This window comes from Methylibium sp. T29-B (genome assembly GCF_000576225.1).
GTDB lineage: Bacteria > Pseudomonadota > Gammaproteobacteria > Burkholderiales > Burkholderiaceae_C > Methylibium > Methylibium petroleiphilum.
Window position 1 is genome coordinate 1 of the sequence record NZ_AZSN01000075.1, and the last position, 19,187, is coordinate 19,187.

General features: G+C 69.2%; 10 protein-coding genes and 8 pseudogenes. 10 read left to right on the top strand and 8 right to left on the bottom strand.

The genetic code is table 11. The annotated features are described in order from the left end of the window. Window positions 1-744: 744 nt before the first annotated feature. Both Y694_RS12865 and Y694_RS12870 read left to right on the top strand, forming a co-directional pair. The gene (locus Y694_RS12865) at window positions 745-2,958 is read left to right on the top strand and encodes a TonB-dependent siderophore receptor (protein ID WP_036233068.1); all 2,214 of its coding nucleotides are present in this window, start codon (window positions 745-747) and stop codon (window positions 2,956-2,958) included. A 13-nt stretch (window positions 2,959-2,971) separates the two neighbouring features. After that, the gene (locus Y694_RS12870) at window positions 2,972-4,114 is read left to right on the top strand and encodes a PepSY domain-containing protein (RefSeq protein ID WP_036233071.1); all 1,143 of its coding nucleotides are present in this window, start codon (window positions 2,972-2,974) and stop codon (window positions 4,112-4,114) included. On the opposite strand, the gene Y694_RS12875 is transcribed toward Y694_RS12870, so the two are convergent. The 8 genes and pseudogenes from Y694_RS12875 to Y694_RS25855 all read right to left on the bottom strand — a co-directional run bounded on the left by Y694_RS12875 (window position 4,107) and on the right by Y694_RS25855 (window position 11,158). After that, a complete protein-coding gene (locus tag Y694_RS12875) occupies window positions 4,107-4,643 on the bottom strand; it encodes a response regulator transcription factor (RefSeq protein WP_036233073.1) in 537 nt (178 codons plus the stop codon). The two genes, Y694_RS12870 and Y694_RS12875, sit on opposite strands and share 8 nt — an antisense overlap. Then, window positions 4,633-5,963 (bottom strand): annotated as a pseudogene (locus tag Y694_RS12880) (ATP-binding protein). Before Y694_RS12880 ends, Y694_RS12875 begins: the two are co-directional and overlap by 11 nt. Then, window positions 5,947-6,744 (bottom strand): SURF1 family protein, encoded by a 798-nt coding sequence (locus tag Y694_RS12885; RefSeq protein ID WP_051495755.1) that lies wholly within the window; start codon window positions 6,742-6,744, stop codon window positions 5,947-5,949. The pseudogene Y694_RS12880 and the gene Y694_RS12885 overlap by 17 nt, the downstream one beginning before the upstream one ends. Continuing rightward, window positions 6,741-7,123 (bottom strand): annotated as a pseudogene (gene cyoD / locus Y694_RS12890) (cytochrome o ubiquinol oxidase subunit IV). Before cyoD ends, Y694_RS12885 begins: the two are co-directional and overlap by 4 nt. Then, the gene (cyoC, locus tag Y694_RS12895; protein WP_011829338.1) at window positions 7,120-7,767 is read right to left on the bottom strand and encodes a cytochrome o ubiquinol oxidase subunit III; all 648 of its coding nucleotides are present in this window, start codon (window positions 7,765-7,767) and stop codon (window positions 7,120-7,122) included. The pseudogene cyoD and the gene cyoC overlap by 4 nt, the downstream one beginning before the upstream one ends. Next, a pseudogene (gene cyoB / locus Y694_RS12900) lies at window positions 7,760-9,764 on the bottom strand (cytochrome o ubiquinol oxidase subunit I). The gene cyoC and the pseudogene cyoB overlap by 8 nt, the downstream one beginning before the upstream one ends. Window positions 9,765-9,818: 54 nt before the next feature. Further along, the gene (cyoA, locus tag Y694_RS12905; RefSeq protein WP_011829340.1) at window positions 9,819-10,850 is read right to left on the bottom strand and encodes a ubiquinol oxidase subunit II; all 1,032 of its coding nucleotides are present in this window, start codon (window positions 10,848-10,850) and stop codon (window positions 9,819-9,821) included. A gap of 143 nt (window positions 10,851-10,993) precedes the next feature. Further along, a complete protein-coding gene (locus Y694_RS25855) occupies window positions 10,994-11,158 on the bottom strand; it encodes a hypothetical protein (RefSeq protein ID WP_231497672.1) in 165 nt (54 codons plus the stop codon). On the opposite strand from Y694_RS25855, the pseudogene Y694_RS12910 reads away from it, so the two are divergent. From Y694_RS12910 to Y694_RS12945, 8 genes and pseudogenes are all read left to right on the top strand, one after another. Beyond that, a pseudogene (locus Y694_RS12910) lies at window positions 11,139-12,373 on the top strand (MFS transporter). The gene Y694_RS25855 and the pseudogene Y694_RS12910 overlap by 20 nt on opposite strands. Window positions 12,374-12,510: 137 nt before the next feature. Beyond that, window positions 12,511-13,493, top strand: a pseudogene (locus Y694_RS12915) (aldo/keto reductase). 42 nt (window positions 13,494-13,535) lie between these two features. After that, window positions 13,536-13,733 (top strand): hypothetical protein, encoded by a 198-nt coding sequence (locus Y694_RS12920; RefSeq protein ID WP_051495756.1) that lies wholly within the window; start codon window positions 13,536-13,538, stop codon window positions 13,731-13,733. A gap of 60 nt (window positions 13,734-13,793) precedes the next feature. Then, window positions 13,794-14,410 (top strand): annotated as a pseudogene (tadA, locus tag Y694_RS12925) (tRNA adenosine(34) deaminase TadA). Further along, entirely contained in the window at window positions 14,410-15,369 is a 960-nt protein-coding gene (locus tag Y694_RS12930; RefSeq protein WP_011829345.1) for an LD-carboxypeptidase, read from the top strand. The pseudogene tadA and the gene Y694_RS12930 overlap by 1 nt, the downstream one beginning before the upstream one ends. A gap of 75 nt (window positions 15,370-15,444) precedes the next feature. Beyond that, window positions 15,445-17,721, top strand: a complete 2,277-nt coding sequence (locus Y694_RS12935) for an ABC transporter substrate-binding protein (RefSeq protein WP_036233076.1) — start codon at window positions 15,445-15,447, stop codon at window positions 17,719-17,721. Continuing rightward, window positions 17,718-18,699: pseudogene (locus Y694_RS12940) on the top strand (ABC transporter permease). Before Y694_RS12935 ends, Y694_RS12940 begins: the two are co-directional and overlap by 4 nt. 13 nt (window positions 18,700-18,712) lie before the next feature. Then, a pseudogene (locus tag Y694_RS12945) lies at window positions 18,713-19,187 on the top strand (ABC transporter permease); the annotation flags it as partial.

Below are 19,187 nucleotides of genomic sequence, written 5' to 3' on the forward strand. Positions count from 1 at the left end.
CAATACCGACAGGAAGTACCGCCTTGGACACTGGATACCGTCGCCCGCCTCCTTACAGGCGAGGTTGAGTCAAGTTCCCCAGCGCGGAAGTCGCCCGCCGGGCCGGCCTGCACTGGAGGAGGCGATACCGTCACGGAGGCCGGCGATACCGTCATTGGCTCGCAGCACGGCACTTCGGATACCGTCACGCTTGAGTGAGGGCGTCCTGTGCTACCTTGCGGTCGGCCTTGAAGTGGGTTTCATCGCTCCAGGTCATAAGGGTGACCTTTGTCATGCATTGCTTGGTGACGGTATAGATGTCGGTATCCGGCCGATTTCCGGCCAACGAAGCTCGGTTCTTACCTATGAAAAGCGCCCGCCTGTTGACAATAGAGTGGGAATAGGGCGATCTGCAGCGGGGCGGGCGTCGTCGCACGGCAGCTTTGCCTCGTCAGATCAGATCGGCGCGGGTTGACAACGACTTGCGGTGGTGCCTCGATTGAATATAAGATAACGCGAATTATTATCATTCGCGGTATTTTTGATCGAACCATCCCATGGATTCAATTGCCGCCCGCCTTTGGGTTTGGCCGGTCGTTCTGGGTGTCTTGACGGCTACCGGCCTCGTGTCGGCGTTGTTGTCGGATGCCTGGGGCGACGTGTGGTCGTGGTTCGCGCTCAGTGTGCCGGTTGCGGTCATGACTTGGCATGGCGCACGCCGACGCGTGCGGCCCGCCACCGATCGAACCCCCTAAGGAACAAACGATGAGAACACTCGCCTCCGTGGCGCTGGCTGCGGCTATGGCCTGTCAGCTCCCCGCCGCGCACGCGCAATCCGAAACGCCATCGGCCCCGGCCGACGCGAACGCGACCGTGACGCTGCCGCCGATCACCGTGAAGGCCAGTGCCGACGCCTCGGCGCAAGGGCTGTCCCCGGCGTTTCCGGGCGGGCAGGTGGCGCGCGGCGGGCGCGCCGGCATCCTCGGCACCAAGGACAACCTGGACACGCCGTTCAGCATCACCAGCTACACCAACGAACTGATCCAGGATCGCCAGGCCAGGAGCGTCGGCGACGTGCTGCAGAACGATCCGGGCGTGCGCGTGGCGCGCGGCTTCGGCAACTTCCAGGAGTCGTACTTCATCCGCGGCTTCATCCTCGGCTCTGACGACGTGGCCTACAACGGCCTGTACAACCTGCTGCCGCGCCAGTACATCGCGACGGAATTGTTCGAGCGCGTGGAGGTGTTGCGTGGCGCGTCCGCCTTCCTGTCCGGCGCCACGCCGTCGGGGGGTGGCCTCGGCGGCAGCATCAACCTGCTGCCCAAGCGCGCCTCCAACGAAGACCTGAACCGCGTGACGGTCGGCGCGGCCAGCGGGCCGCAGGGCAGCGCGGCTGTGGATATCTCCCGTCGCTTCGGTCCGGACCGGAGCACCGGCTTGCGCCTGAACGCGGCTTACCGTGATGGTGATACCGCGGTCGACGAGGAAAAGGCCCGTCTCGGCCTCGTCTCGTTGGGCGCCGACTGGCGCAGCCGCGACGTGCGACTGTCCGGCGACATCGGCTTCCAGGACAACCGGCTGAAGCGCACCCGCAGCAGCGTGACGCTGGGCGATTTCCTGACGCCGGTGACGGCGATGCCGGCCCTGCCGGACAACGAGACGAACGCATCGCAACCGTGGTCGTACTCGAACGAGAAAGACGTTTTCGGTACCTTGCGCGGCGAAGTCGACCTCGGAGCCGACGTCACGGCCTGGGCGGCCTACGGCTTGCGTCGAAGCGACGAGGCCAATTCGCTGGCGAACTTCACGCTGCTCGACCCGGTCAGCGGCGACGGCTACACCTATCGCTTCGACAACACCCGCGAAGACCGCGTCGACACCGGCGAGTTGGGGCTGCGAGGCAAGCTCAGGACGGGCAGCGTGGGTCACGAGTGGGTCGTTTCGGCGTCCTACTTCAAGCTGGAAACGAAGAACGCCTATCTGTTCGACTTCGGCAACCAGCAGGCCACCAACCTCTATCGTCCGGTGCGGTCGCCCGAGCCGGCATTCAGCGCCGGCGCCGGCGGCGGCAACGATCTGGCGTCGCCGGCGCTGACGGCGCGCACCCGCCTCACCAGTCTGGCGCTCGGCGACACCTTGTCGTTCGATGGCGATCGCTTTCTGCTGACACTGGGTGCCCGCCATCAGACCCTGCGCATCGAGAACTACGCCTACACCACCGGCGTCGCTGCACCGGTCTACGACGACAGCCGCGTCAGCCCGCTGGTCGGCGCGGTCTACAAGGCGACGAAGCAGTTGTCGCTCTACGCCAACTACATCGAGGGCCTGAGCAAGGGTGACACCGCGCCGGCCACTGCCAACAATCCGAACGCCATGCTGGCGCCCTATGTCTCCAAGCAGAAGGAGATCGGCGCGAAGTACGAGGCCGATCGCCTGGGCCTGGGTGCAGCGCTCTTCAGCACCGACAAGCCGCGAGCGGTGGGTGGCACCACCGGGACCACGTTCACCGCGGGCGGCGAGGATCGCCACCGGGGTGTCGAGCTGACCGCCTACGGCGAGGCCGTACGCGGCCTGCGCGTGCTGGGCGGCCTGACTTGGCTCGATGCCAAGCAGAAGGAAACCGGCAGTGCGGCCACCGAGGGCAAGCGCACGCTGGGCATTCCCCGCACGCAGGCCAATCTCGGCGTCGAGTGGGACGTGACCGGCGTGCAGGGCCTCGCGCTCGACGCCCGCGTGGTCCGCACCGGGTCGGTCTACGCCGACAGCGCCAACACGTTGCGCGTGCCCGGCTGGACCCGGGTGGATGTGGGGGCGCGCTACCTGTTGGACGTGCAGGACCGCCTGGTGACGCTGCGCGCGCGCATCGACAACCTGACCGACCGTGACTATTGGGCATCGGTCGGCGGTTACCCGGATGCCGGCTATCTGAACATCGGCGCGCCCCGCACCTTCGTGCTGAGCGCCAGCGTCGACTTCTGAACGAGGCGGCTGCATGCTCGATGCCCGCGCGATCCGCACCTGGACCTGGCTGCACAAGTGGAGCAGCCTGGTCTGCACGGTGTTCATGCTGCTGCTGTGCCTCACCGGCCTGCCGCTGATCTTCCATCACGAGATCGGCCACCTGCTCGGCACCGAGGTCGAGGCGCCGCCGATGCCGGCCGGCACCCCCTACGCCGACCTGGACCGCGTGCTGGAAGTCGCGCGGGCGCGCCACCCCGAGCGCGTGGTGCAGTTCGCCTCGCAGCCCGAGGACAGCACCGACCTGTGGTTCGTCACGCTCACGCCCACGCCCGCGCCGACCGAGGACTTCAAGTCGGTGGCAGTCGACGCGCGCACGGCCGAGGTGCTGGCCGAGCCGAAGTTCGACGAGGGCTTCATGCACGTGATGTTCAAGCTGCACGTCGACCTGTTCGCGGGCCTGCCGGGAACGCTTTTCCTCGGGTTTATGGGGCTGCTGCTGCTCGTGGCCATCGTCAGCGGCGTGGTGCTGTACGCGCCCTTCATGCGCAAGCTGCGCTTCGGCGAGGTGCGGCGCGAGCGGTCCGCGCGCGTCAAATGGCTGGACCTGCACAACCTGCTGGGCATCGTGACGCTGGTCTGGGCCTTCGTGGTCGGGGCCACCGGCGTCATCAACACCTGGGCCGACCCGCTGGTGAAGTACTGGCAGTACGACCAGCTCGGTGCACTGCTCGCGCCCTACCAGGGCCAGCCGCCGGTACCCGTGGGCGAGCGCGGTTCGGTCCAGCGATCGCTGGACGGCGCGCTGGCGCACGCGCCGGGCCGCAAGCTGTCGTTCATCGCCTTCCCGGGCACGGCCTTCTCGAGCCCGCACCACACCACCTTCTTCCTGCGGGGGGATGAGCCGCTCACGTCCAAGCTGCTGCAACCCGTGCTCGTCGACGCGAAGACCACCGAGGTCACCGCGGCGCCGGCGCTGCCGTGGTACCTGACCGCGCTGATGGTGTCGCAACCGCTGCACTTCGGCGACTACGCCGGCCTACCGATGAAGATTCTTTGGGCGCTGCTGGACATCGCCACCATCATCGTGCTCGGCAGTGGCCTGTACCTGTGGCTGCAACGCAAGCAACCCAGACCGCTGGCCGACGAGGCCGGCGTGGCGCAGCCCGCTACTTGACGCGCTGCTTCTCGAGCTTGCGCGCCAGCGTGCGACGGTGCATGCCGAGCCGGCGCGCGGTCTCGGAGATGTTGAAGCCGGTCTCGGCCAGGGTCTCGTGGATGCGCTCCCACTCCAGCGTCTTGATGGAGCTGGCGCGCTGCGTCAGGTCGACCTCGGCGTTGCCCTCGGCGCGCCCGAAGGCCGCCTCGATGTCGTCGGTGTTGGAGGGCTTGGCTAGGTAGTGGCAGGCGCCGAGCTTGATGGCTTCCACGGCGGTGGCGATGCTGGCGTAGCCGGTCAGCACGACGATCAGCATCTCGGGGTCGTGCGCGTGCAGCGTGCGCACGCACGCCAGGCCGGAGCCGCCGCCGGCCAGCTTGAGGTCGACCACCGCATAGCCCGGCGTGCGCTCCCCCAGCAGCGCCGCCACCTGCTCCAGATTCGCCGCCAGCAGCACCGTGTAGCCGCGGCGCTCGAACGAGCGGCCCAGTGTGCGGGCGAAGGAGGCATCGTCCTCGACGATCAGCAGCAGCCGCTCAACGTCCATGGGCTTCCGGTTCCTCGAGCGTGATCGCTGACAGCGGCAGCCGTATTGTGACGATCGCGCCACCGCTCGAGCGGTTGCGCGCAGCGACGGTACCGCCCAGCGTGCGCACGACGTTGACCACCAGGAACAGTCCCAGGCCGCCCCCGGGCCGCCCCTTGCTCGACTGGTAGGCTTGCCGAACTGCGCCAGCATCTCCGGCGCGAAGCCGGGTCCGGTGTCCTTGACGGTCAGCACCAGCGTGTCGCCGTCGCGGTCGACATCCAGGCCGACCCAGCGTGGCGAGGCCTCGAGCGCGTTGTCGAGCAGGTTGTGCAGGGTCTGCTTGACGGCCGAATCCGAGACGATCGGCGGGTCGTCGTCGCCGAAGCGGTTCGCATAGGTCAGCGTGACGGCGGGTCGCGTGGTGCGCCATTCGGCCAGCAGGTCGTCCAGGAAGCGACCCAGCGTGGTGGCCACCGAGGCCTCGCCGCGCGCCTTGCCGGCCGACAGCAGGATACCGCTGACTATCGCCTTGCAGCGCTCGATCTGCGTCTGCATCTCGCAGACCTCGCCGTGCAGTTCGGGGTCGGAGGTGAAGTGCGGCAAGTGGCGCCAGTCGCCGAGGATCACCGACAGCGTCGACAGCGGCGTGCCGAGCTCGTGGGCCGCGCCGGAGGCGAGCAGCCCCATGCGCACGATGTGGTCCTCCTCGGCTGCGCGCTGGCGCAGTGCGGCGAGCCGCGCGTCACGGTGGCGCAGGTTGCGCTCGATGCGGGTGACGAAGGTGACCAGCAGCGCGGCGTCGAGCACGAAGCAGATCAGCAGGCCGCGGATGTAGGGGCTGGCGAGACCGCCCCCGGGGTCGAGCGGGATCGGCAACGGGCGGTGCAGGCTGGTGAGGGCGACGACGCAGCCTCCGGTGATCGACACCAGCGTCCAGATCGACGCCGTCTCCAGCAGCACGGCTCCCAGGATCACCTGCAGCAGGAACAGGAAGACGAAGGGGTTGCCGGTCCCACCGCTCAGAGAGAGCTGGACCGTCAGCGCGCCGACGTCGACCAGCAGCGCGACGAAGAGCTCGCGGTCGGACACCCGCTGGCGCGATCGCCAGCGAGCCTGACTCGCGACGTTGAACGCGACCAGGCAGGCCAGCGTCGCCGCCATCTGCTCCAGCGGCAGCCGGATCCCGAAGCCGAAGTGCACGACCGCGATCGTCGCCACCTGGCCCACCACCGCGATCCAGCGCAGCTGGATCAGCTGCTGCATGTTGTTCAGGCCGGTCGAGGTGTCGACGATCGCGGCGCGAGCGCCGGTCGTCGCCGCGTCAAGCTTGCGGCGCATCGCGCTCTCCTGCGGGGACGGCTGCTGCGCCGCGGCGGCGGCGAGCGTCGTGCACCACCCACAGTGCCGCGCCGGCAACCATGAACGCCAGCGCGAACCAGGTCAGTGCGTACACGAGGTGGTTGTTGGCAAAGCGGATCACCGTGAGCCCGCCGACCGGCCCGTCGCCGTCCGGCACCGGCGCGGCGCCGGCGTCCGCGTCGACGAAATAGGGCGCAATCTGGCCCAGGCCGTGGGCGCGAGCGATGCCGGCCACGTCGCGCGAGGTCCAACGGTCGGCCGCAGGGTCGTTGCGGCGCAGGAAACCGCCGCCCGGTTCGCTCAGCCGCAGCAGTCCGGTCACGACGATCTCGTCGCCCGCAACCGCCGCCGGCGCGCGCCAGCCGGACGGCACGAAGCCGCGGTTCACCAGCACCACGCTGCCATCGGCCTGCCGCAGCGGCGTCAGCAGCCAGTGACCCGCGCCGAGCACGGTGACCGCCTGCACGCGCGTGGCCTGCGCGTGCAGATAGCGTCCGGCGAGCCGGACGCGGCGGTACTCGTCGGTGGCCTCGGTGACCTCGGGCCAGCGTGCGCGCTCGGGCGCCGCGACCGGCGCCGCGTGCACGCGCTGCTCGACGCGCTCGATCAGGTCGAGCTTCCAGGCGCGCCGCTGGAGCTGCCAGCCGCCGAGCGCGGTGAACACGACGAAGGCCGCCAGGGCCGCGGCCGCGACAACCAGGCGCACGTGCGTCGATCGGCCGGCGTCGGGCGCGGCAGCGTGCCGGCCCGCCGGGCTCAAGGCATGTTGCGCACTTCGTGCATCGACGCCGGCATCATGTTGTGGTTGAGGTGGTACATCACCCACAGCGAGCCGCTCAGCGTGATCACGACGAGCACGAGCGTGAAGATCAAGGCCAGGATCGTCCATCCGCCTTCGGACTTTGCGTTCATGTGCAGGAAGTAGACCATGTGGACGACGATCTGCACCGCGGCGAAGCCGAGGATGACGAGGGCCGTGAGGCCCGACGAGGCGATCACCTTGCCCATCACCAGCCAGAACGGGATCGCGGTCAGCACCAGCGACAGCATGAATCCGATGACATAGCCTTCAGCGAGCCGTGGCCGGCCTCGTCGCCCTCATGGCCGTCGTGGTGGTGCGTATCGACCGGCGCGCTCATGGCAGCACTCCCATCAGGTAGACGAAGGTGAAGACGCCGATCCAGACGACGTCGAGGAAGTGCCAGAACATCGACAGGCACATCAGGCGGCGCCGGTTCTCCGCGACCAGGCCGTGGCGACCGACCTGGACCATCAGCGTGACCAGCCACACCACGCCGAAGCTCACGTGCAGCCCGTGCGTGCCGACCAACGTGAAGAACGAGGACAGGAAGGCACTGCGCTGCGGCACCGCGCCCTCGTGGATCAGGTGCGCGAACTCGTAGAGCTCCAGGCCGATGAAGCCCGCGCCGAACAGTCCGGTGATCGCGAGCCACAGCAATGTCGCGCCCTGGCGGCGGCGCTGCATCTCGATCATCGCGAAGCCGTAGGTGATCGAGGACAGCAGCAGCAGCGAGGTGTTGATCGCGACCAGCTTCAGGTCGAACAACTCCGCGCCGCTCGGGCCGCCGGCATAGCTGCGGCCCAGCACGCCGTGCACCGCGAACAGGCAGGCGAAGATGAGGCAGTCGCTCATCAGGTAGAGCCAGAAGCCGAGCAGCGTGCCGTTCTCGACATGGTGCTCACCGACGACGTGGAAGCGCGGCGTGGCCGTCGCGCCGGCGGTGCCCGGCAGCGCCGGGGCGAGGGTGGCGGTATCAGACATGGGCGGCAGCGAGCAGGCGGGTGCGGGCTCCCTCGACGCGGGTCACCTCGTCGGCCGGGATGTGGAAGTCGCGGTGGTAATTGAAGGTGTGCACGATCACCGCCACCATCAGCACGGCGAAGGCGACACCGGCCAGCAGCCACATGTGCCAGACCAGCGCGAACGCGCAGACCGCCGCGATCGCCGAGATCACGAAGCCGGCGCCGGTGTTCTTCGGCATGTGGATCGCGGTGTAGCCGTTGAGCGGTCGTGCGTAGCCGCGCGACTTCATGTCGTGCCAGGCGTCGTTGTCGTGCACGATCGGCGTGAACGCGAAGTTGTAGGCCGGCGGGGGCGAGGCGGTCGACCACTCCAGCGTGCGGCCGTCCCAGGGGTCGCCCGTCATGTCGCGCAGCGCGTGGCGGCGACGGAAGCTCACCACCAGCTGGATCAGGAAGCAGGCGATGCCCAGCGCGATCAGCACCGCGCCGAAGGCGGCGATCTGGAACCAGATCTGCAGCGAGCTGTCCTCGAAGTGGCTGACGCGGCGCGTCACGCCCATCAGACCCAGCACGTACAGCGGCATGAAGGCGAGGTAGAAGCCGCTCAGCCAGAACCAGAACGAGCACTTGCCCCAGAACGGATCGAGCTTGTAGCCGAAGGCCTTGGGATACCAGTAGGTGATGCCGGCCAGCAGGCCGAACAGCACGCCACCGATGATCACGTTGTGGAAGTGCGCGATCAGGAACAGGCTGTTGTGCAGCACGAAGTCGGCCGGTGGCACCGCGAGCAGCACGCCGGTCATGCCGCCGATCACGAAGGTGACCATGAAACCCACGGTCCACAGCATCGGCACCTCGAAGCGGATGCGGCCGCGGTACATCGTGAACAGCCAGTTGAAGATCTTCGCGCCGGTCGGGATCGAGATGATCATCGTCGTGATCCCGAAGAAGGAGTTGACGCTGGCGCCCGAGCCCATCGTGAAGAAGTGGTGCAGCCAGACCAGGTAGGACAGGATCGTGATGACCACCGTCGCGTAGACCATCGAGCGTAGCCGAAGAGGCGCTTGCCGGAGAAGGTGGACACCACCTCGGAGAAGATGCCGAACACCGGCAGCACCAGGATGTAGACCTCGGGGTGGCCCCAGATCCAGATGAGGTTCACGTACATCATCGCGTTGCCGCCGAGGTCGTTCGTGAAGAAGTTCGTGCCGACGTAGCGGTCCAGCGAGAGCAGCGCCAGCACGGCGGTCAGCACCGGGAAGGCCGCGACGATCAGCACGTTGGTGCACAGCGCGGTCCAGGTGAAGACCGGCATCTTCATCAGCGTCATGCCCGGCGCACGCATCTTGACGATGGTGGCGATCAGGTTCACGCCGGAGAGCAGGGTGCCGACCCCGGCGATCTGCAGCGACCAGATGTAGTAGTCGACCCCCACGTCGGGGCTGAAGGCGATGCCCGACAGCGGCGGGTAGGCCAGCCAGCCGGTCTTGGCGAACTCGCCGACGAACAGCGACACCATCAGCAGGCCGGCGCCGAAGGTCGTCATCCAGAAGCTGAAGTTGTTCAGGAACGGGAAGGCCACGTCGCGGGCGCCGATCTGCAGCGGCACGACGAAGTTCATCAACCCGGTGACCAGCGGCATGGCCACGAAGAAGATCATGATCACGCCGTGGGCCGTGAAGATCTGGTCGTAGTGGTGCGGCGGCAGGTAGCCCAGGTTGTCGCCGAAGGCGATGGCCTGCTGGGCCCGCATCATCAGGCGTCGGCGAAGCCGCGCAGCAGCATCACCAGGCCCAGGATGATGTACATGATCCCGATCTTCTTGTGGTCGATGCTGGTGATCCAGTCACGCCACAGCGTTCCCCAGGCGCGGAAGCAGGTCAGCGCGCCGAGGACCGCGATGCCGCCCAGCACCACCATCGCGAAGGTCGCGAGCAGGATGGGCTCGTGCAGCGGGATGGCGTCCCAGGTCAGGCGGCCGAACAGGAGCTTCGTCGTATCGGGATGGTCGAACATCGTGGGTGCGGGGCCAGGGGGATCGGTCGGCGAGGCGGCGGGGCGCGGGCCGGCTCAGGGGGTCGCGACGAACGCGGGACGCGTGGCGGCGTCGGTGGCGACGAGTGGTGCATCGGCATCGGCCACGGTGCAGACCGCGTCCGGGCCGTTCGGCAGCGCGTTCGCGCCGGCGCCGCGGCGCGCGTCCAGGGCCATGATCTGCTTCATGCACAGCGTGCCGGGCTCGACGCAGCGGTCGACGATGGCGTCATAGAGGTCGGGGGCGACGCGGGCGTAGCGGCGCGCCGGTTCGCGCTCGCTGGGCTTCTCGAGCTGAAGGTAGGCGGTGCGGTCGAGCGTGCCCCGGCCCGCGCGGGTGGCGTCGACCCAGCGATGGAAATCCTGCGGCGCCATGCCGCGGAAGGTGAAGCGCATGCCGGAGAAGCCCGCGCCGCTGTAGTTGGCCGAGAAGCCTTCATAGTCGCCCACCCGGTTGATCACCGCGTGCAGCTTGGTCTCCATGCCGGGCATCGCGTAGATCTGGCCGGCCAGCGCGGGGATGTAGAACGAATTCATCACCGATGACGAGGTGATCTTGAAGCGGATCGGCACGTCGACCGGCGCGGCCAGTTCGTTGACGGTGGCGATGCCCTGCTCGGGGTAGATGAACAACCACTTCCAGTCGAGCGCCACCACCTCGACGGTCAGCGTCGGCGTGTCCGGCGCGACCGGGCGCTGCGCGTCGATGCGCTGCAGCGGACGGTAGGGATCCAGCGTGTGGGTGCTGATCCAGGTCACGGCACCGAGGGCGATGATGATCAGCAGCGGCGCGGCCCAGATCACCAGCTCGAGCTGGGTGGAGTGGTCCCAGTCGGGGGCGTAGGTGGCCGCCTTGTTCGATGCGCGGTAGCGCCAGGCGAACAGCAGCGTCAGCACGATCACCGGCACGATGATCAGCAGCATCAGCACCGTGGAGACCACGATCAGGCGGCCCTGCTGGGCGGCGATGTCGCCGGACGGGTTCAGCAGCACGGTGTCGCAGCCGGCGAGCAGGGCGAGCGGGGCGAGCGCGAGCAGCAGACCGCGGAGTGACTTGAGTGGGCGCATGCGAGGGCGTGAGAGGTTCGGCGCCGCGGACCACGGACGGGGCGGCGCGGGCGCAATGTAGAGGCCCCGGCGCGTGCCGGCGATTGGACGTTTTGTCCTATGGCGGCCGGCGCCGCGCCATGCGAACCTGCGTCACCGTCCCGTCAAGCCGCCGTCCCGGGTCGCCCGGAGGCCGTCCGTCCGATGTCCAGCTTCAGCCACGCCCAGCCCCATCTGCCGTCGTCCAGCGCCCCCGAGCGCGACGAACGGCAGCGTTCCGCCGACCACCAGAAGGTCGCGCCCGGCGAGATCGCGGTCGGCGTCGTCATCGGTCGGGCCTCCGAGTACTTCGACTTCTTCGTCTACGGCATTGCTCGGTGCTGGTCTTCCCCGCGCTGTTCTTTCCTTTTGCCGACCGACTGCAGGGCACGCTGTACGCCTTCGTCGTGTTCTCGTTCGCCTTCGTCGCGCGGCCGCTCGGCACCGTGCTGTCGATGGCCATCCAGCGGCGCTGGAGCCGCGGCACCAAGCTCACGGTGGCGCTGTTCCTGCTGGGCACCTCGACCGCCGGCATCGCCTTCCTGCCCGGCTACCAGACGCTGGGCGCGGCCTCGATCGTGCTGCTGGCGCTGTTCCGCATCGGCCAGGGCGTGGCGCTGGGCGGGTCCTGGGATGGGCTGCCCTCGCTGCTGGCGCTCAATGCCCCGCCCGAGCGTCGCGGCTGGTACGCCATGCTCGGACAGCTCGGCGCGCCACTGGGCTTCATGCTCGCCAGCGGCCTGTTCGCCTACCTGGTGGCGAGCCTGTCGACCGCCGACTTCCTGGCCTGGGGCTGGCGCTACCCGTTCTTCGTGGCCTTCGCGATCAACGTGGTGGCGCTGTTCGCGCGGCTGCGGCTGGTCGTCACCCACGAGTACGAACGCCTGCTCGACGAGCGCGAACTCGAGCCCATCGGCGTGCGCGAACTGGTCCGCAGCGAGGGCCACAACCTGGTGATCGGGGCCTTCGCGGCGCTCGCCAGCTACGCGCTGTTCCATCTGGTGACCGTGTTTCCGCTGTCGTGGGTCACGCTCTACTCGCAGCAGCCGGTGGCCGGCTTCCTGACCATCCAGATCTTCGGCGCCGCACTGGCGGCCGGTGGCATCGTCGCCTCGGGCTGGATCGCCGACCGCATCGGTCGGCGCAGCACGCTGGGCGCTTCGGCGGTGCTGATCGGCATGTTCAGCGGCTTCGCGCCCACGCTGCTGGGCGGTGGCCCGCTGGGCCAGGACGTGTTCATGCTGATCGGCTTCGCGCTGCTGGGGCTGTCCTACGGCCAGGCGGCTGGCGCGGTGACCTCGAACTTCTCGTCGAAGTACCGCTACACCGGCGCCGCGCTGACCGCCGACCTGGCCTGGCTGATCGGCGCGGCCTTCGCGCCGCTGGTCGCGCTGGGGCTGTCGGCCCACTTCGGACTGGCCTACGTCAGCATCTACCTGCTGTCGGGCGCGGCCTGCACGCTGGCCGCATTGAGCCTCAACCGCGCGCTGGGCCCTCGCGACTGAGCCTGCGCCGGCGTCCGGCGCGCTCGCTTTCCTCCATCGACGGTGGCCCGATCGGCCGCCGCCCGCAGCACAATGCAGCCCATGCCGGTCCCGGGGCGGGCCGGTGACCGATCTCATCGTGCGAGGAGAAGACCCCGATGGAGTACGTTCCGCTCGGCCGGACCGGGCTGAAGGTGTCCCGGCTGTGCCTGGGCTGCATGACGTATGGCGTGCCGGAGCGTGGCACCCACCCCTGGACGCTGGACGAGGCGCAGAGCCGCCCCCTGATCCGGCGCTCGCTCGACCTGGGCATCAACTTCTTCGACACCGCCAACAGCTACTCCGACGGCACGTCGGAAGAGATCGTCGGCCGTGCCCTGCGCGAGCTGGCCCGGCGCGATGAGATCGTGCTCGCCACCAAGGTGTACTTCCCGTCGCGGCAGGCCCCCAACGTCGGCGGTCTGTCGCGCAAGGCCATCCTGGCGGAGATCGACAACAGCCTGCGCCGGCTGGGCACCGACTACGTGGATCTGTACCAGATCCATCGCTGGGACTACGGCACGCCGATCGAGGAGACGCTGGAGGCGCTGCACGACGTGGTGAAGGCCGGCAAGGCGCGCTACATCGGCGCGTCGTCGATGTACGCATGGCAGTTCGCCAAGGCCCTGCACACCGCCGAGCGCCACGGCTGGACGCGCTTCGTGACGATGCAGAACCACCTCAACCTGATCCATCGCGAGGAGGAGCGCGAGATGCTGCCGCTGTGCCGCGACGCCGGCATCGGCGTGCTGCCGTGGAGCCCGCTGGCGCGCGGCCGTCTCACCCGCGACTGGACCGAAGCAGCGGGCGCATGGCGACCGACGAGGTCGGCAAGCGGCTCTACCTCGAGCGCACGGCCGAGTCGGACCGGCAGGTGGTCGAGGCGGTGGCCCGGGTGGCCACGGCCCGCGGCGTGCCGCGGGCACAGGTGGCGCTGGCCTGGGTGGCGCAGCAGGCCGGCGTGACCGCACCGATCGTCGGCGCGTCGAAGCTGCAGCACCTGGACGATGCGGTCGCGGCGCTGTCGCTGCGCCTCACGCCCGAAGAGCTGCAGGCGCTGCAGGCCCCGTACATTCCGCATGCGATCGCCGGCTTCGAGTGAGCGGCGATCCGGACCACGGCGGAGAACAGGAGAGAACGGCGCATGCGCATCGTGTTCGGGGCACTGGGACTGCTGGTCGCGCTGGCGATCGTGGGTTCGCTGGTGAAGCGGCAGCTGCAGGCCGTCGGCGCGCCGGTGCGGCCCGAGGCGGCCAGTGCCGCCGGCGTGGCGCTGCCGGCCGGCACGGGCACGCCGCTCAGCAGTCGCAGCAGTTGCAGCGCCGCGTCGCCGACGACGTGAACCGGCTGATGCAGCAGGTCCCGGCCCGCGTCGAGGGCGCCAACCCGTGAGGCCCGCTGCATGAGCGATTCCGCCGAACAGGCGCGCAAGGACGAGGCCGCGATGCGGCTCGCGCTCGACCAGGCGCAGAACGCCTGGCTGGTGGGCGAGGTGCCGGTCGGTGCGGTGATCGTGCGAGAGGTCGACGGTGTGCACCAGGTCGTGGCGACCGGCTACAACCGCCCGATCACCACCCACGACCCGACCGCGCACGCGAGATCGTCGCGCTGCGCCACGCCACGCAGCTGCTCGGCAATTACCGCCTGCCGGACTGCGAGCTGTACGTGACGCTGGAGCCCTGCGCGATGTGCGCGATGGCGCTGGTACACGCGCGCTTCAAGCGCGTGGTGTACGCCGCCGCCGACCCCAAGACCGGCGCGGCCGGTTCGGTGATCGACCTGTTCGCGCAGCGGCAGCTGAACCACCACACCGCGGTGCAGGGCGGCGTGCTGGCCGACACCTGCGGCCAATTGCTGCGCGAGTTCTTCGCCGAGCGGCGTGCGCAGGCGCGCCGCGAACGCAACGAGTCGTCCGCCGCTCCGGCAGCGCCGGCCGCGGGCGCCCCTGAAACCGACTACAACATCGTCGAGGTGATCGAGATGCAAGACACGATGCCTGGCGACCTGACGGACCTTTGATGCACGCCCCCCACTCGCACGACCACGATGGTCACGACCACGACCATGAGGCACCGGCACGCAGCCTGACGATCCACTCGCCGTCGGGCGTGGTGGCGCAGGGCGCGGCGCTCACCCGGGCGCAACGCCACCTGCGCCGGCTCGGCTTCGACGCCCACGTCGACGACTCGGCGCGCGCCCGCTCGCAGCGTTTCGCCGGCGATGACGACACGCGCCTCGCGGCGCTGCACCGCGTGGCGCGCGACGGCCGCGACATCGCGCTCGCCTCGCGCGGCGGCTACGGCCTCACGCGCCTGCTCGACCGCATCGACTACCCGCTGATCGCGCAGTCCATCGACGCCGGCAAGCGCTGGGTCGGCTACAGCGACCAGACCGCCTTCCAGCTCGCGGTGCTGGCCCACACGCAGCGCCCCACCTGGGCCGGCCCGCTGGCCTGCGACGACTTCGGCCGCACGCCGGAGCAGGGCGGCGTCGACGACATCACCGAGGCCTGCTTCGCCGAGGCGATGCGAGGCGAACTGGAGGCCATCGGCTTCCGCACCGAGGTCGGCTTCGACGGCCTGCAGGCGCGCGGCACGCTGTGGGGCGGCAACCTGTGCGTGCTGCTGTCGCTGCTGGGCACGCCGCACTGGCCGCGCGTCAAGGGCGGCATCCTGTTCCTCGAGGACGTGAACGAGCATCCCTACCGCATCGAGCGCAGCCTGCTGCAGCTGCAGCAGGCCGGCGTGCTGGATGCGCAGAAGGCGGTGGTGCTGGGCGGCTTCACCGACTACCGCAAGTCGCCGCTGGACCGCGGCTACACGCTCAGGAGTGCCGTCGAGCACCTGCGCGGCACGACGCGCACGCCGATCCTGACCGGGTTGCCGTTCGGCCACGTGCCGACCAAGGTCTGCCTGCCGGTCGGGCGTCGGGCCACGCTGGTCGTCGAGGGCCGCGACGCGATGATCGGCTGGGCCTGAGGCGCGGCGCGCGGACCCCCCGCTCGCTACCATCGGGCCTGCCGCCTCCGCTCCGAGCCTGATCCGCCGCCCACCGTGTCGTCGCCGTCGAGTCGCTTCCTCCCCGCGCTGTCCCGGCGGCTGGCGTTGCTGCTGTGCGGCGCGGCCCTCGTGGCCGGCTGCAACAACAGCCCGCTGCCGGCCGGCGAGGCGGCCACCAACACGCTGTTCACCGGCTTCCAGGAGAAATCGCCGCGCCACCTGGACCCGACCGCGTCGTACTCGAACGACGAGACCAAGATCACCTACCAGGTCTACGAGCCGCTCTACGGCTACCACTACCTGAAGCGGCCCTATCAGCTGGTGCCCAAGGTCGCGGTGGCCGTCGTCGCCCCGAAATACTTCGACAAAGCCGGCCAGCCGCTGCCCGACGACGCGCCGGGCGAGCAGGTTGCACTCAGCGTCTACGAGGTGCCGCTGAAGCACGGCGTGCGCTACGCACCGCACCCGGCCTTCGCGAAGGACGGCCAGGGCCGCTACCGCTACCACACCGACCATGCGCTGACGCGTGCCGAACTCGGCGATCGCCACTCGCCGCTGGATTTCGAGCACCAGGGCACGCGCGAGCTGGTGGCCGACGACTTCGTCTATGCCATCAAGCGCCATGCCAGCACCCGGGTGCAGGCGCCGGTGTTCTCGGTGTTCTCGGCTTATGTGCTGGGGCTCAAGGACTACGGCGCGCTGCTGCACGCCGAGGACCGCAAGCTGCTCGCCGGCCTGCCCGCGTCGGCGCTCGACAAGCCCTTCCTTGACCTGCGCAGGTTCCCGCTGGCCGGCGCGGAGGCGCCGGACCCGCACACGCTGCGCATCCGCATCCTCGGCAAGTACCCGCAGTGGCCGTACTGGATGGCGATGACCTTCCTTGCCCCCATCCCCTGGGAGGCCGATGCCTTCTATGCCCAGCCCGGCATGGCGGGCCAGGGCATGAGCCTGGAGACCTGGCCGGTCGGCACCGGACCGTACATGGCCACGGTCTACGAGCAGGACCGCCGCCACGTGCTGGAGCGCAACCCGAACTACCGGCAGGACGACCTGTATCCCTGCGAGGGCGCGCCGGACGATACGCCCGAGCTGCTGGCCGACTGCGGCCAACGCATGCCCTTCGTCGACCGCCTCGTGTTCCGTGCCGAGAAGGAGAAGGTGCCGATCAAGTCGAAGTTCATCCAGGGCTATTCCGACGTGCCGGAGATCGAGCGCCCCGAGTGGGGCATCGAGTTCCATGCCGACGCCGACGACTCCGAGGCGACGCGGCGGCTGTTCGCCGAGCGCGGCTTCCGCTTCCCGCGCGCGGTCGACGTGTCGAACTGGTACGTCGGCTTCAACTGGCTGGATCCGGTGATCGGCAAGGGCGACACGCCGGAGCAGCAGGTGAAGAACCGCAAGCTGCGGCAGGCGCTGTCGATCGCGATCGACTGGGAGGAGTACGTGCGCGTGTTTCCGAACAAGGGCGGCGAGCCGGCCCACGGCCCGCTGCCGGCCGGCATGTTCGGCTCGCGCCACGGCACGCCGGCCGGCTTCAACCCGGTCACGCATGTGCAGGTGAACGGCGAGATCAAGCGGCGACCGCTCGCCGATGCCGAGCGCCTGATCGCCGAGGCCGGCTATCCGGGCGGTCGCGACGCGACGAGCGGTCGGCCGCTGGTGCTGAACTACGACTACCAGCGCATCCCGACGCCCGAGCTCAAGGCCGAGATGGACTGGATGGTCAAGCAGTTCGCGAAGCTCGGCGTCACGCTGGAGATCCGCGCGACCGACTACAACCAGTTCCAGGACAAGATGCGCAAGGGTCGGCAGCAGGTGTTCTGGTGGGGCTGGCTGGCCGATTACCCGGACGCCGAGAACTTCCTGTTCCTGCTCTACGGCCCGAACGCCAAGGCCGGCAATGACGGCGAGAACGCCGCCAACTACGCCAACGCCGAGTACGACCGGCGCTACGAGCGCCTGCGCCTGCTCGACGACGGGCCGCAGAAGCAGCAGCTGATCGACGAGATGGTGGCCCTGCTGCGCGAGGACGCGCCCTGGACCTTCGGCTTCTTCCCGTACTCGGCCAGCGCCTTCCAGCCCTGGGTGCACAACGGCAAGCCCGGCGTGATGGTGCGCGACATGGCGCGCTACTACCGGGTCGACCCGGCGCTGCGCGTCGCGAAGCAGGCCGAGTGGAACCGGCCGCAGTGGTGGCCGCTGGGGTTGATGGCGCTGGCCGCGCTTGCCGTGGCATGGCTGGCGCGCCGGGTGTTCATGGCCCGCGAGCGCAGCACCGCGCGAGGCCGCGGGGCCACCGGCGCGCGCGCGGGGGAGGGCGCCGGAGCATGACCGCCTACGCACTGCGCCGTCTGGGCTATGGGCTGCTGGTCCTGCTCGGCGTCAACCTGTTCACCTTCTTCCTGTTCTTCACCGTCAACACGCCGGACGACATGGCGCGGCTCAACATCGGCGGCAAGCGCGTCACCGCCGAGCAGGTCGACAAGTGGAAGGCCGAGCGCGGCTACGACAAGCCGCTGTACTGGAACGCCGCGGAAACCGGCACCCGGCAGGCCACGAACACCATCTTCTGGGAGCGCTCGGTCAGCCTGTTCGCGCTCGACTTCGGCCGCGCCGACGCCGAGTCGGCCGGCGACATCGGCACGCAGATCAAGAGCCGCATGGCGGCGAGCCTGCAGCTCGCGCTGCCGCTGTTCATCCTGCAGGTGATCGTGAGCACGCTGTTCGCGCTGCTGCTGGTGTTCTTCAGCCATTCGCGGCTCGACTTCTGGGGCGTCGTGCTGTGCGTGGTGATGCTGTCGATCTCCAGCCTGTTCTACATCATCGTCGGGCAGTACCTGTTCTCGCGCGTGTTCCGGTTGGTGCCGATCTCGGGCTACTCGCCCGGCTGGGACGCCTGGCGCTTCCTGGTGCTGCCGGTGTGCCTGTCGCTGCTGTCGCGCCTGGGCAGCGAGGCGCGGCTCTACCGCGCGATGTTCCTCGAGGAACTCAACAAGGACTATGTGCGCACCGCCAAGGCCAAGGGCCTGGCCGAGCACGTGGTGCTGCTGCGTCACGTGCTGCGCAACGCGCTGCTGCCCATCATGACCAGCGCCGGTGCCTACCTGCTACGTCTTCCTCGGCAGCCTGGTGTTCGAGCGCTTCTTCGACATCCCGGGCCTCGGCGCCTACGTGATCGACGCCATCAGCGGCCAGGACTTCGCGATCGTTCGCAGCATGGTGTTCGTGGGCTCGGTGCTCTACATCGCGTCCTATGTGCTGATCGACATCCTCTACACCTGGGCCGACCCCCGGGTGCGGCTGGGCTGAGGGAGCGAACGGCATGCCCCGACTCGTCTTCCTCTGGACCGACGCGGTGATGCTGCTCCTGGTGCTGGGCGTGACGCTGTACGCCTGGTGGATATGGCGCAATCCGGAGGCGCGGCGGCCCTGGCGCAAGGCCTTCCGCGAGGCGCCGGCGCTGTGTTCCGCGCTGGTGCTTCTGGCCTTCGGGACGGTGGCGCTGCTCGATTCGCTGCACTTCCGCCGCGCCCTGCCGGCAGGCGAGGGGCAGGTGCAGGCCTACAGTCCTCGCGCGGAATCGGTGCTCGATGCGCTGCTGGCGCGCCAGTTCGAGATGCGCGAGGCCACCTACTCGCGGCCGCTGGCCTGGCAGGGCTTCGCGAAGCAGAGCCTGCAGGTGGGCGGCAGCACCGAGCGCGGCTACCCGCGGCTGCAGCATGCCGGCGCCCACCTCCAGGACCCAGCCACGCAATGGGCCGCCGACGTGACGCGGCGCGCGCTGGCCGGGCTGGCCG